This is a genomic window from Chitinophaga sp. (genome assembly GCF_039596155.1).
In the GTDB taxonomy this organism is placed as follows: domain Bacteria; phylum Bacteroidota; class Bacteroidia; order Chitinophagales; family Chitinophagaceae; genus Chitinophaga.
This window is the reverse complement of sequence record NZ_JBCNKF010000015.1, coordinates 73,327-88,047: the sequence shown is the minus strand read 5'-3', so window position 1 is coordinate 88,047 and position 14,721 is coordinate 73,327. Positions and strand designations below refer to the sequence as shown.

Here is a 14,721-nt window from a genome sequence, read left to right as displayed (position 1 = left end):
GTAATATAGAGATATTTTTTATGTGTGATGGAACCGCCGGTGTTTTTTAACATTCTTTTTAGACCGTTTCCTATAGCTTAGCATGCACTGGCTGTCAGCAATTTTTTTAATGAATGCCTGCTGCCGGATGTATGATCCATATGTTCGAAATAAATTATTTTCGTATATTCGACTTGATTTTTTAACCCTTAACCATGTCTTTACATACCCAAACTTCATTCTCCATTGATGGGAACCTGTTTTCCTCATTTCATTCACTCAATCTGTATCAGCAAATCAGAGGACATCATTCATTTGAAATTCTTATCAGTTACGATTGGCTGAACAAATTGGGGAAAGGACTGTTTAACGCCAGCAAGAACTTTCTTGGCAAAGAAATTAAGATCACTATCAAACCGGCAGACCCATTGAGCTCATCTCAACCCCTTGTTTTTGATGGCATCGTAACCGGTATTAATGCCGGTAAGGAAAACGATGGTACAAATGGCTTTTGTGTGATCAGAGGTTTCAGCCCCGATATTTTGCTGGAAAATGACCCTCACATTGCGACTTTTGAGCGCCGGCCGCTCAGTGACATTGTTGACTATGTACTGAAATCAGGTGGCCCGCTTATGCCGCCGTTATTGATCAAACCCAATAACACAGATTCACTGAAGTACATTGTTCAGTACAAGGAAACTGCTTACGCATTTGTGTCCCGCCTGGCGGCCCGCTATGGTGAATGGTTCTTTTATGATGGGCAACAACTTGTGTTTGGCCAGTATAAAACCCGGCAAACAGCGTTGGTCCACCAGGTGAACCTGCTTGAATTTGACCTGGCACTCGATGTAAAGCCCAACAACCAGCAATTGAGTGGGTACGATTACCGGCAGGAAGTGGTCGTAGACAATACGACCCAGGCCCAGGCTGGTAGCGGCACCAATCAATACAGCACTCATATGCAGGAGGTGAGCAAACAGCTTTATAATAAACCCTCGCTGTATAAGATGAACTATGGTTTTAGCAGTGGCGCACAGCAACAGGTAGACAATCTGACAGCCCTGCAATACAAAGGCAAAGCTGCCAGTATGGTATTGATAAAAGGGCGTAGTAATGAAACTTCTTTACGAATAGGAGACATCATTACTGTGAAAGAAAATTTTCTTTCTACCGAAGATCATGGACAGTTCCTTATTACAGCTTTGAAGCATTCCTGTACGGACAATGGCCTCTATGTAAATAGTTTTGAAGCCATTCCTGCAGATACAGCCATGCCTTTTATCGATCTGCATACTATTCCTTATTGTGAACCGCAGAGTGCCACCGTTATCGAAAATCACGATCCCAAAGGCCTTGGTCGTGTACAGGTACGTTTCCGCTGGCAGGACACAGGGACCACCCCCTGGATCCGTGTACTGAACGCGCATAGCGGTCAGGATAAAGGCATCTATTTTATACCAGAGAAAGGAGAGGAAGTATGGGTCGATTTCGAAGGCGGTAACCCCGAAGCCCCTTATGTAACAGGGACTACTTACAATGGTGCTGCCAAAACCGGCTTCGGCGATGCACAGAATAATCTGAAGGTAATCAAAACACGCAGTGGGCATGTGATCCGGCTGGATGATACGGATGGCAGTGAAAGCATTACCATCACTGATAAAAACGCCAATGTCATTTTTCTGAATACCAGCACCTCCAGTATTGAAATTACGGCGCCCGAAAACATGACCCTGAATGCCCGTAACATGAACATCAATGTAGGCGAGCAGATGGAGATGAATGTAGGAGGGCAGCTGTACATGAATATCATGCAGGCCATGGCGGTCAATACACCGTTGATGACACAGATGATTGCTGACTTCCTGCATATGCAGGCAGGTAAAGCGCTGTTCAATTCAAAAGATGAAATCAAGATAGAAGCCCAGCAACTTTATGCTGCGGGCCAGAGCAAAATTATGCTGCACAGTGATGAGCAGATCCTGGCCAACAGTAAAGGCGAATTGCACATGAAAGGTGAGCAGGGCAATAAACACTATAATAAAGCAGATACGTACGAAACGGCCAAAGCAGAGATTCCGGCTAAGGTGATCGTGGGCTTCCGCCCGCATGCCGGCTGGACGGGTGAGTATGGGTTTGACTGGTTACGTATCAGGGATACCAGCCTGGTAGGTGATGTAGAATACAAGAATATTGTAGGTAGCTATGGCAGTGTGTACGCAACCAGTCCTGGCGCAGTGTTCACGCAAAGCGATGCCAAATTTAATACGCTGAAGTCTACCCGTTATAGTCCGGCCATCATTCCCTGGAAAACGGAAGCTGATGGTAAGACCAGGAGCGAATACTACCAGTCATGGCTGTGCTTATTCCCAGGTGGAAAAAGTTATAACAATACCAAAGCGAAAATCCAGTTACTCATAGAAGTAGATGAAGAACCGGAAAAACTGGAACTGGAATACAAAACTGATTTTATCAAATGCGATAAAAAGGAACTCACGCCTAAGAGTAAAGGCAGTCATAAGGTGGACCTGACGGTAGAATGTCTGAAAGAGTCGGAGACAGATCAGGAAATAAAGGTCATGGCTTATACCAAAAAAGCAGACGGTACACTGGATAAACCTAAGCTGGCCGGAAAATTGATCGTAGTAAAGAACAAGCAGCGCTATAAAGCAAATGTTGTTTTTGTAAAAGTGAAGTCAGACCTGGGCACGGGCGTAAATATCGGGAAGACTGCCGGTGAAAAGGCCTTCCTGGAAAAATATATGAACCAGGCATTGATCCTGTTGAACCTGGTAGAAGTGGAACTGGATACAACCAAAATGACTGCCATCAAGACAAATGCGCTCACTGCCAATACCGGGAATGCGGCTGTCAATGCCTATCCGGGCGGCAAGCAGATCCATGACTCGCTGGAAGTTGCTTTTAATGCAAAACATCCGGCCTACAAAAACTACTACAAAGTCTTCTTCTTTGATGAAGAAGGCGGATATATGGATGGAGGCAATTACCAGGGCCTGAATGGTGGCGCGAAAGACATTGTGGCGAAGAGCGTCGTACTCTTTAAAACGCATAATACAGCTACCACCACCCATGAACTGCTGCATGCAATGGGACTGTATCACACCTTTGACAATAGTGCCAGTCATGTGTTCAAAATCGGTGAAACGGAGAATATTATGGACTATTCGCATCAATATGGCAAGACGCGTATCAGTACCTGGAAGTGGCAGTGGGAGAAGGTGAGAGCAAATGTTGGAAAAGAGTAAATCAATTAATATGCATAAAAAGTTATGGCTGGCCGTAGTGATCATCATGCATGCATTTGCGGCTTGTGCACAAACCAAACAAACAAATATGAACAAGCGATTCGATATAGCAACGTATAATAAAAATAAACAGGCAGGTGAATATACCTTTGAGCATGATGGGCTGCAGGTGAGGCAGACGGATTTTGAGGATGGATATGCGGAGAAGACAACGAAACCTGATACCTATATTGATCACTACCGTGAGTATTATAAAAACGGCGTTCTCAAAGAAGAAGGAGACCTGTTCAATAAAGGCACTTTTCGCATCGGTACCTGGCATTTTTACAATGAACAGGGAGTAGAGCAGAAGTCTGTCGATTATGACAAACCTTACGCTTTTACACTTGACAAAGTGCTGGAGTTCCTGAAACGTAATAACCTTTCACTGGCGGATCGCTGGACGAGCATCAACCGTAAGTCGGATACAATTGGCGACCGCTGGATTATTACCCATGAAGACGGGCATGCCGGTGGCGCCGATATTATGCTCAAACACGTCAACCTGGATGCGGTAACAGGAAAGGTCATTACAATTAAATCTTCCACACATCACGATAACTAGTATGCCTACGATTATTACAGATACTGCGCAGATGATGTGCAACAAAGGTGCGGCGCCGGCTGTGCTGAAAGTGACGAGTCAGTCGTATGTGTATATAGAAGATAAGTTGGTGGCGACAGAGCAGGATAAGGCAGCGAATACCAATATACCCCCGTTTGGTGTGTGCGCGGTAACGCAAAAGCCTTGTATGCCAAAGCCCACAGCCTGGCAGGATACGACCGTGTTAGATGCGATCGGGTCGGATAAGGAGCTGACTGATGAATCGTATTGTATGTGTGGGGTGGGAGGAAAGATATCGTTTGTATCGACGGGGCAGAATGGGTTTGCGACAAATGAAAAATAAAAACCGACCGGCCGCTCATGCGGCCGGTCGGCTTTTTAAAAGTATTACCATTTTTATTTTTTGGGAAAATTTGTAGAGATGTGATACTTATCCTCCATATCCCATAATCTCGCTCCGCCTTTAATTCCCTCTTTATTCGTAAAGAGAATCACATTCTTGTCCAGTTTAAAACTGATTTTATCTGCATTTCCTCCGCCCAGGTATAACCGGTCGTAGTTAAATACCACCTTCAGTATATCCATCACCCGCTCCATCCGCTTATTCCACTTTTCCAACCCCTCATTCTCTAATGCTTTGTTCCCTATATAATCGTCATAATCGTGTTCCTTGGTGACCGGGTGATGGGCAAGTTCCAGATGCGGCAGCAAATATCCGTCGATCAGTACAGCAGTTCCAAAACCAGTACCCAGCGTCACGGCCAGTTCATATCCTTTCCCACTTACAACACCCAGCCCCAGCTGGTCCGCATCATTAACCAGCCTGACCGGCTTATCCAGCATGTCAGCAATCTTTTGCCCCAGCTCAATGTTCTTCCAGTTAGGATTACCCAGGTTGGGAGCAGTATATACCACGCCATTCCTGACGTAGCCGGGAAAGCCTACCGAGATCTTATCATAGGCCGGCATACCGTCTACCAGGCCCTGAATTGTACGCAGCACGTTCTCAGGTGTTGGTGCTTCGGGTGTCTTTACCCGCTTGTATTCCATCTGCCATTCCCCCTTTTCATTGAGGATCGTACATTTGATATGCGATCCCCCTACGTCAATCGCTAAAATATGTCCAGTCTCTGCCATGTTATTAAAAATTTATGCAAATCAATACAAAAGTTACACCGTTTTTGTTGATAATAACTTAACACTGACTTAAATCTGACTTCCTAATTTTGTGTGTCAATTTATACGATGCGATCCAAGTCTGAAAATAATGCTGCTATATTCGATCGGTTATTTAAAGAAACCTGGTCGGGCACTGTAGCATATCTGATAAAAATAAGCAATAATAAAGAACTCGCCGAAGACCTGGCCCAGGAAGCCTACCTAAAAGCCTGGCAAAAATTCCACCTGCTTCCTGAAGAAGAAACTGAAGTCGCCCGTTATATTCTCGTCATCGCCCGCAACTGTTTTCTTGATCACCTGAAAGTGGCGCTCCGTGAGCGCAGGCAGCACGACGCCTATACTATCAGTTTCCCGGACGCCGGACATTTTTCTCCTGCTATGAGTGCAGTAGAAATGAAGGAACAACAGCAGATCGTCAACCATACGATTAATAACCACGAAGAAGCCGTTCGCCGCTATTACCTCCTTAACCGCGAGTATGGGCTTACCTACAAGGAGATCGCCCTGCAGGAAGGGGTATCTGAAAAAACCGTAGAACGGTACATTGGCCGCGTACTTCGTTCTCTCCGTTCCCGCCTTGCCACCTTCTTTTTCATCTGGTAACAATTCCTTAACCTACGTACCTGTCGGTGCCGGATTTAATCTGTCGTTATACTACAAAACGACGTCACCTAAATGAACCTCTCCGACATCAGGAAACGACTTGAAGATTATCAGGCAGGCAGATTGGATGCTGCCGGCAAACAACAATTGCAGCAAGCCTTAGACAGCCTGTCTGAAGAGGAACTGTCGGAGCTGTTTCCCGTAGACGCGTTTATAAATAACGAAGCGCACCAGTTGCCCGAAGCAGCAATAGATGCGGCACTGGAACGCCACCGCACAAATCGTACGCCGGCAGTGCGGTTCATGTCATTGAAACACCTGAGCCGTTATGCCGCTATCCTGATATTATTGTTAGGCAGCACTTTCCTGTTCAGAAAAGGCGTATTAAACTGGGAGCGAAAAACAGACCGGCGTTTTCGCACAATGCGGATAGCTGACGGTCACCATGGCGCCATCACTTTGTCTGACGGTAGCCGGGTTACCATCAATGGCGGTTCTACGCTTTATTTCCCGGAGCAATTCGACGACAGCGCACGCATAGTATATATAGAAGAAGGGGAAGCTTATTTCGAAGTGGCCAAAGAAGCGAAACGACCTTTCTATGTCCGCTCCCGCGAGCTAAACGTAAAGGTACTTGGCACATCATTTACCGTCAGGGATTATAAAGATGAATCAACGGCATCAGTAAACGTAAACAGCGGTAAAATCGGCTTAAAAGGGCTTGTTTTAAGTGCCGGTATGGGATTGACCGCAGATAAAAATAACGGGACATTTACAAGAGAGGAAATAGATACCGCAAATACAACAGCCTGGATCAGGGGAGAGTTAATATTCCAGGATGCGGGGCTTCAACAGGTCTTACAGGTATTGCAACACAAATATGCTGTTCGTTTTGATGTGAAGGACAGCACATTATTAAAAAGGAAATACACTGCCACCTTCAGGAATAATACAATCGAAAACATCATGCAGCAGTTAAAATTGATGAGCAGTTTCCAGTACACAATTACAGACAGTCAAATAGTTATCAGGTAAAAAAAGCACCCTGCGGTAACAGGGTGCCAAAATTCAGTACAAGCTAAATTTTAAAATGAATGGACAAATGTACAAAAAAGCGGGGATGCCCGTTCGGGATTTCCTACCCCAAACTTAGCGTATGGGTTTTATTCTTCTTTGTAGCATGGCTGCCCAACATCAATGCACAGACAATTGAAAAGAAGCTGGACCTTACGGTGAACAACCAGCCACTGAAAGATGTGTTTCAGTACATCCAGAAAAACAGTCGTTTTCTTGTCAACTATAGTCCGAACGATGTCGATGCCAATATACGCGTAAGCATTAAGGTATACGACGCCACCGCACACGAGGTATTGCATGCGGCGCTGGCTGGCACCGGCTATATCTTTACGCAGAATGGCAATACTTTCATCGTCACCCGTAAGCCGGAAGACATCCTGATCCGGGGCCGTATTACCGACGAGAAAGGCGAACCACTCGTGGGGGTGAACGTGCGTATTAAAAGCGGCAATATCGGCACCATTTCAGGTCCTGAAGGTAATTACTTCCTGAAGGTACCAGGCAATAATCCAACGATCGTATTTTCTTTCATCGGTTACGTTACCCGTCAGATCTCCGTCAATGCCACACAAAAGCTGGATGTTTCCATGGCACCCGATGCCAAGGCGCTGAATGAATTTGTGGTCACAACAGCATTAGGAATAAAAAGAGAAGAGAAAGGGCTGGGATATGCCACCACTGTTGTAAAAGGTGAGCAGCTGACCAATGCTATGTCTAATAACTGGACAGACGCTCTTTCAGGAAAAGTCGCAGGCCTGAACCTGGTACGTTCCAATGCCGGTCCTACCGGTTCCAACAAAATCATTCTCCGTGGTGAAAATAACCTGACTGGTGACAATGAAGCGCTCATTGTAGTAGATGGTGTGGTGATCAATAACGGGAGCGGGCGCCGTACGGGTATCGATGGGGAAACCCCCTATGGAACGGGTTCTGACAACATGCCGGCTGACTACGGTACAGGTTTGAATGACCTGAACCCGGAAGACATTGAGTCGGTTACTGTGCTGAAAGGCCCGGGTGCTGCAGCACTGTATGGTCAACGCGGTGCAAATGGCGCCGTGATCATTACAAACAAAGCCGGCACTCCCCGCAAAAGAGGTTTAGGCGTTACATTTAATACCAATGAAGCACTGGAGCAGGTGAACCGCTGGCCGGAATTACAATATGAATATGGCCAGGGCCTGGATGGTGCCGCTTACTATTCTTACGGTAACTCTGCAGATGGTGCAAGTACAAGCGGTACCAGTTCTGCGTACGGCCCCAAGTTCGACGGCCAGCTATTCTTTCAGTACGACCCGGTCACACAAAAGGTGGGTACTGAGAGAACGCTCTGGCGACCTTATACGAATCAACTGCAGAAGTTTTTCCAGACAGGTAAGACCTTCACCAACAGCATTAGTTTAGATGGTGGTACAGACAAAACGACTGCACGCTTTTCTTTCACGAACGTGAATAACGACTGGATTATACCCAACACAGGATACAAACGTAACTCCGTAGCAATGTCAGTGAATTCGAAAATCAATGATAAACTGACGATTTCTTCGAAAGTTAACTATACAAATAAGTGGAGTGACAACCTCCCCGGTTCAGGTTATGGTAACCAGTCGCTGATGTACTGGTACATCTTCTGGCAGCCAAATGCCAACATTGACTGGCTGCGCGATTATTGGGTAAAAGGACAGGAAGGACGTGCCATCAAGTATCCTTTCAGCTCTTATCCTGAAAACCCGTTTGCCGTATCTAATGAGTTTATCAACAAGACAAACCGTAACGGTATTACAGGCAATGTGCAGGCGACTTACAACCTTACCAAAGAGCTTAGCCTGTTGGTAAGAACATCCATTGACTTTGCTTATGACCAGCGCCAGCAGGAGCGTCCATATGATGCGGGTGCAAAAATGCCAAAGGGTAGCTACCGTACACAGAATATTTTCTCTATGGAAGCCAGCAGCGACTTCATGCTGAGATACAATAAACGTATCAATGAAGATTTTGAGATCTCTGCCACTGCTGGTGGAAGCACCCTCACAAATAATTACAATAAGGATGAAACCCGTGCAGACTCCCTGACCTTTCCGGGTATCTTTTCTTTCTCTAACGCAGCAGGTCCGCTCGTGACCCTGCCTTATAGAACCAAATATGCTATTAATAGCTTTTACGGTGTATTGACAGGTAGCTTCAGAGATTATTTGTTCCTGGACCTGACGGGCAGAAAGGACTGGACCAGTACACTGGCCACTCCATATCGAACTACCAATTCCGGTTTCTTTTATCCGGCTGCTAACCTGAGCTTCGTGGCCTCTGATGTATGGCACATGCCAAAGATGATCAACTTCGCGAAGTTCCGTTTTTCTGCCTCCAGTGTAGGTAGCGGCGGTACAACTGCTTATCTCACCTCCTATAACTATGTATCTGCAGGCTCTTTGTACAACGGTGGTTTATCCGCGCCAGACCTTTTGACAAATCCTAACCTGAAACCGCTCCGTACCATCACCTACGAAGTAGGTGCCAACGTGCAGTTTTATAATAACAGGCTGGGTATTGACGTAGCGGTGTACAGAGGAAATACAAAAGACCAGCACTTAAAGCGTATAATAGACCGTGCATCCGGATTTACCCAGGTACTGATCAATGCCGGTGAGGTAAGAAATGAAGGGATAGAGATCGCGCTGAATGGGACACCGGTGAGTGTGAAGAATGGTTTCCGCTGGAGTTCTAACGTTGTATTCTCTGCGAACCGCAACCGCATCATGGCACTGGCAGATAGTTCCGTGGTACTGAGAACGGGGCCTGTAGGTGGTGGACAGATTGTGGCGAAAGTAGGTGGTAGTATGGGAGACCTGTATGGCCGCGGTTATCAGCGCGCGCCCGATGGACAGATTATGTATGACGCTACTACCGGTGTGGCACTGCTGACAGAAGAAGTAAAATACCTCGGCAACATTCTGCCAAAAGCAAAACTCGGCTGGACAAACGATTTCTATTACAAAGGGTTTAATCTGCATTTACTGTTTGACGCGCAATATGGTGGCGTAGCACACTCTCTCACGCACTATAAACTGGCAGAACAGGGCAAGCTGAAGGAGACGCTGCCCGGCCGTTACAATGGTATTATCGGGAATGGGGTGATTGCGACAACAGATGGGAAATATCGTAAGAATGATGTGATCGCCACGGATATCGACGAGTATTACCGTTCTCACTACGGTGTAGACAATGCAGAAGGCAGTGTATTCCGTACAGACTATATTAAGTTCAGGGAAGCCCGTATTGATTATACATTCAGCAAAGGACTGATAAAGCGATTAGGTTTCCAGCGCGCTACTGTAGGTGTGTATGGCCGTGATCTGTTCATCTGGTCGCCATGGCCGATGTTTGATCCTGAATTCGGTACGCTCTATGGTTCGGACATCCTGCAGGGCTTTGAGATCGGTCAGTTCCCATCTACACGTACCGTTGGTTTTAATCTGGTAATTGGACTTTAATATTCGAAATAATGAAGCAGCTTACATACATTTTATTACTGGGTATATTTTTGAGCGCCTGTACGAAAAACTTCCAGGACATCAATACATCTCCGAACGGTACGCCCACAGCGCTGCCACAGCAATTGCTGGCACCGGCACTGGTGAGTACGCTTACCTTCAACATGCTCCGTAACCGCAACTTCAACAATGAACTGATGCAGGTGACGGTGAATATGAGTGATGCAGAAGGACAGGTATTCCGGTACGATTTTCGGTCTACCTGGGCGGACTATTTATACAATGGCCTCTACTCCGAACTGACCAACTATAAAGATATCTATACTATTGCCAGCCAGGAGTTGAACTACAACAAATCTTATATGGGGATCTCGCTGATCTGTCAGTCGTGGGTGTACTCCATCCTGACCGATACATATGGAGATATTCCTTACTTCCAGTCGAATGCTGCCAAAGATAGCGGTATTTATGAACCCCGCTTCGATGCGCAGAAAGACATCTACCTGGACATCTTCCGTAAACTGGATTCTGCCAATACCTTGCTGAGTGCGGGTACAGCTATTACCGGTGCAAGCGATCCTGTATATGGCGGGGATGTATCCAAGTGGAGAAAATTCGGTAACTCATTATTCCTGCGTTTGCTGCTGCGTGTTTCTGCGAAGTCTGATTCTGCTGTGGCGAAGATTAAGGACATTGTTGATACCAGGAAGTCTTCTTATCCTATCATGACGAGTAACAGCGAATCTGCTATCCTGCGCTGGACAGCGGTAGGCCCTTATTCTTCTCCTTACCTGTCTGTGCGTGAACAGGACTTCAGGTCACCGGGAATAGCCAGTTTCTTTATTGATAACCTGGCTCAATGGAATGACCCGCGTATAGACATCCCGACATATGGTAACGGTACTTTTAACAGGTGGGGGATTGCACCTTACTCCGGTGCTTACCAGGGAGTACCAAGTGGCTATTCTCCGGGCGATAATCCTGTAAAAAAATGTTACTTCTATTCCAATACATCGGCGGTATCACTGATGACAGAGCCTATGACGGGGATGATGATGAACTACGCAGAATTGCAGTTTATACTGGCAGAAGCGGCGGCAAAGGGCTGGATCAGCGGATCGGCAGAGACGTATTATAACACCGGTGCTTTGAATAGCATCACGCAATGGATCCCTACCTGGCCGGTACCCATCACGACCTGGCTGGCAGCAGCAGATATTGAATGGCTGAATGATGATACATTGGAGCAGAAGATGGAGAAGATTCATAAGCAAAAATATTACGCGCTTTTCCTGACAGACCTGCAGCAGTGGTTTGAGTACCGTCGTACCGGCCATCCTTATTTACCAAAAGGTGCCGGTTTGAGGAATAACGGTGTGATGCCAGCGAGAATGACTTACCCTGTGTACGTGCAGTCTACTAACCCGACCAACTATAAACTGGCCATTGCCAGTCAGGGACCGGACGAAATCAGTACACAGGTGTGGTGGCAGAAACCATAACAATAAAATCATTTTACAATGAAGAAATTCTTAGTATACTTACCTCTCATATTACTCATCTGGGGTTGTGAAAAAGGTGATAATTATCCAGGAGGTACCATTAGCCCGTATATTTCGATATATGATATCAGAAATCTGTATAAATCACAACCGGTAACGCTCAATACAGGAAACATGCTGGGCTCTACAAGTATAGCAGCCATGGTGGTATCAGATCACAGCGGAGGTAACCTGCCTGCCGGCCTGCTCCTGGTGCAGGATGCACGTCGTTTATCAAAGCTGAGAGGTCTTGCTATCAACATCGGTGAGGCGGCAAACAATTATGTACCGGGTGATTCTGTGATTATCGATGTGCAGGGAGCGGTGCTGGAAAAGAATAATGGTACACTGGAACTTAAAGGTGTATCGGTTGCTAACATTACAAAAGTATCTTCCGGCAATAAGATCCCGGTTAACCGTGTTACGACAGCTGCAATACTGGCGAATCCGGGTGATTATGAAAGTACACTGGCCATTGTGGTGAAGGGGGGCTTCGATCCGTTGCCTGCAAAAGGAGAACTATTATCTGGTGATAAGCTATTGAATGACGGTTTCGGCAACCTTCACCTGCGTACTGAAGACACCAGTGTGCTGGCTAAACTGGCAGCGCCGGTGAGTGCGAATTTTTACGGGGTGGTATTCGTAGATGCCAATAATGCACCGCTGTTAAGAATGCGGACAGATGCTGATGTAACCGTGTTGAGTTCTGAGATTAATATTGCACCGGCCATCATTACCGGTTTTATGTCCGATGCTAGTGGTTCAGATGGTAACTATGAATATGTGCAGTTGATGGCGACCCGTGATATTGATTTTGCAGCGACTCCCTTTGCTGTGGTCATTACAAATAACGCGAATGCCAGCACACCTACCGGTTACCCGGCCAAAGGATGGGCTACGGGAGATAAGCGTTCGTATAAATTTAATCTTTACACAGGGAAAGCTGCGAAGGGTTCCTTCTTCTATGTAGGTGGCATTGGTAAAAAGATCAATGGCTCTAAATCGACTGATATAAGTAGTGCCAACTGGGTGCGTACGTTTGACTACACTACAACCGGCGGAGACGGCTTTGGTACCGCGACAACCGGCCTGATGGCAAACAGTGGTAATGCCTTTGGTATAGCGGTGTTCCAGGATTCAGTAGTGACTGCAGATACCAAACCCGTCGATGTGATCTGGATATCTACCGGTGGTAGCTTGTTTACAGCAGGTCCTCCGGCAAAGGGATATCGCATCGCAAACAATGACTTTTACGATATCATTAACCCTATTACGCTGGAGCAGCAGCCTTATTACCGGCAGGGATCCAATACGCTGGCGTTCTCTTACAACACAGCGGATCTGGGTATTTTCAATATGCTGGGCGGCGTGTACAATGTATCGTTGGGTAAATGGGTACAGGCACGTGCACAAAATAACAGACAACTGACCACTACATCAGCAATCACCGATATAGAAGGTGAAGGCGCTACAACACTTAAATAAAACGTATGCTTAACAGGAGGAATTTTTTAAAGAACGTAGGTGTAACCGGTTCATTGCTGGCACTGCCGGCAGCAATTGTGAATGCAAGGCCGTTGCTGAGAGAGAATAATATCGATCTTTCGGTGGTGTCGCTGAAGGGAAAGGTATTGTGTGAAGGGAAAGGTATACCGGGTGTGCCTGTAACGGATGGCATCAATATCACACTGACAGATAAGAATGGCGCATATGAGCTGCAATCCAATGGTACAGCGGAGTTTGTATACATTACTGTGCCGAGGGGGTATGCATTTCCGGCAGAAAGAAGTATTGCTTCGTTTTACCGGGCGATACCCAAAAATAAGCCTTCCTTTAGTGCGGATTTCAAGCTGGAGAAGCTACAACAGGATGATACAAAGCACACTTTTGTAGTGTGGGCTGATCCGCAGATGAAGTCGCAGAAAGATGTGGACCAGCTGCTGAAGGAATCAGTGCCTGACCTGCAGGAATTAATCAGGTCTTATCCGAAAGAGACGCTGATACATGGTATTGGTTGTGGAGACCTGGTGTGGGACCAGTTTGAATTGTATCACGGATACCGCCGGGCGGTAGAGTTATGTGGCATTCCTTTCTTTAATGTGATCGGGAACCATGATATGGACAATGAGGCGCGTACGGATGACGGATCGGCGAATACGTTTAAGTCGCATTTCGGACCTACTTATTATTCCTTCAACAGGGGAGAGGTGCATTATGTCGTGCTGGACGATGTTTTCTTTTTAGGAGAGGCGAAGAATTACATTGGCTACCTGACGGAAAATCAGTTGCAATGGCTGGACCAGGACCTGGCGCAGGTAAAGCCGGGGAGTATGATCGTGTTAAGCACACATATACCTACTTATACGGGGCAGTCCCGGAGAGAAGGGAAGAAGGATGAGCCGGGAGGCGGAACGGTGGCGAACAGGAAGAAGCTGTACAAGATGCTGGCCCCGTTCAAAGTGCACATCATGAGCGGGCATACACATTTTAATGATAACTGGGAGGAGGAAAATATCATGGAGCACAATCATGGAACGGTATGTGGTGCCTGGTGGACCGGCCCGATCTGCGGGGATGGAACGCCTGCCGGATATGGTGTGTATGATGTGGATGGTACGGAGATAAAATGGGTGTATAAGGGTACAGGATTACCGAAAGAGAAGCAGCTGCGGATCTATGAAAAGGGGCGTGTACAGGCAGCGCCAGATGAAATAGCGGCGAATGTGTGGAACTGGGATAAGAAGTGGAAGGTGGAGTGGCTGGAAGACGGGGTGAGTAAGGGCGAGATGGAGCGGAGAGTGGCCTTTGATCCCTGGGCGGTAGAATTGTACCTGGGCCCTGAGTTACCAAAGAAGCATAAGTTCGTGGAGCCAACGCTGACAGATCATTTGTTTTTTGCCAGGCCATCGCCGTCAGCGAAAAAAATAACGGTGAGGGCAACGGATAGGTTTGGAAATGTGTATGAGGAGTCGATATAAGTTGATGTG

At 46.6% G+C, this 14,721-nt stretch carries 10 protein-coding genes; 9 read left to right on the top strand and 1 reads right to left on the bottom strand.

Going from position 1 to position 14,721, the window contains the following annotated elements; translation table 11 throughout:
* Positions 1 to 194 precede the first annotated feature (194 nt).
* The 3 genes from ABDW33_RS15915 to ABDW33_RS15905 are packed head-to-tail and all read left to right on the top strand — an operon-like array spanning position 195 to position 4,189.
* Positions 195 to 3,242, top strand: coding sequence for a contractile injection system protein, VgrG/Pvc8 family (locus ABDW33_RS15915; RefSeq protein WP_343691067.1), 3,048 nt, complete (start codon positions 195 to 197; stop codon positions 3,240 to 3,242).
* Positions 3,243 to 3,252: 10 nt separating this feature from the next.
* Positions 3,253 to 3,846: a hypothetical protein gene (locus ABDW33_RS15910; protein WP_343691066.1), complete on the top strand. Its 594-nt coding sequence runs from the start codon at positions 3,253 to 3,255 to the stop codon at positions 3,844 to 3,846.
* Position 3,847: 1 nt separating this feature from the next.
* Positions 3,848 to 4,189: a DUF4280 domain-containing protein gene (locus tag ABDW33_RS15905; RefSeq protein ID WP_343691065.1), complete on the top strand. Its 342-nt coding sequence runs from the start codon at positions 3,848 to 3,850 to the stop codon at positions 4,187 to 4,189.
* 53 nt (positions 4,190 to 4,242) lie between these two features.
* Here ABDW33_RS15905 and ABDW33_RS15900 read toward each other — a convergent pair whose 3' ends face one another.
* Positions 4,243 to 4,983 (bottom strand): ROK family protein, encoded by a 741-nt coding sequence (locus ABDW33_RS15900; RefSeq protein WP_343691064.1) that lies wholly within the window; start codon positions 4,981 to 4,983, stop codon positions 4,243 to 4,245.
* A gap of 108 nt (positions 4,984 to 5,091) precedes the next feature.
* On the opposite strand from ABDW33_RS15900, the gene ABDW33_RS15895 reads away from it, so the two are divergent.
* From ABDW33_RS15895 to ABDW33_RS15870, 6 genes are all read left to right on the top strand, one after another.
* Positions 5,092 to 5,628 (top strand): sigma-70 family RNA polymerase sigma factor, encoded by a 537-nt coding sequence (locus tag ABDW33_RS15895; protein ID WP_343691063.1) that lies wholly within the window; start codon positions 5,092 to 5,094, stop codon positions 5,626 to 5,628.
* Positions 5,629 to 5,700: 72 nt separating this feature from the next.
* Positions 5,701 to 6,663, top strand: a complete 963-nt coding sequence (locus ABDW33_RS15890) for a FecR domain-containing protein (RefSeq protein ID WP_343691062.1) — start codon at positions 5,701 to 5,703, stop codon at positions 6,661 to 6,663.
* Between the two features lie 59 nt (positions 6,664 to 6,722).
* On the top strand, positions 6,723 to 10,193 hold the full coding sequence (locus tag ABDW33_RS15885; RefSeq protein ID WP_343691061.1) for a SusC/RagA family TonB-linked outer membrane protein: 3,471 nt from the start codon (positions 6,723 to 6,725) through the stop codon (positions 10,191 to 10,193).
* An 11-nt stretch (positions 10,194 to 10,204) separates the two neighbouring features.
* Positions 10,205 to 11,695: a SusD/RagB family nutrient-binding outer membrane lipoprotein gene (locus tag ABDW33_RS15880; protein ID WP_343691060.1), complete on the top strand. Its 1,491-nt coding sequence runs from the start codon at positions 10,205 to 10,207 to the stop codon at positions 11,693 to 11,695.
* Positions 11,696 to 11,713: 18 nt separating this feature from the next.
* Entirely contained in the window at positions 11,714 to 13,219 is a 1,506-nt protein-coding gene (locus ABDW33_RS15875) for a DUF5689 domain-containing protein (RefSeq protein WP_343691059.1), read from the top strand.
* A gap of 5 nt (positions 13,220 to 13,224) precedes the next feature.
* Complete coding sequence (locus tag ABDW33_RS15870; protein ID WP_343691058.1) at positions 13,225 to 14,712, top strand: calcineurin-like phosphoesterase family protein; 1,488 nt, start codon at positions 13,225 to 13,227, stop codon at positions 14,710 to 14,712.
* Positions 14,713 to 14,721 lie beyond the last annotated feature (9 nt).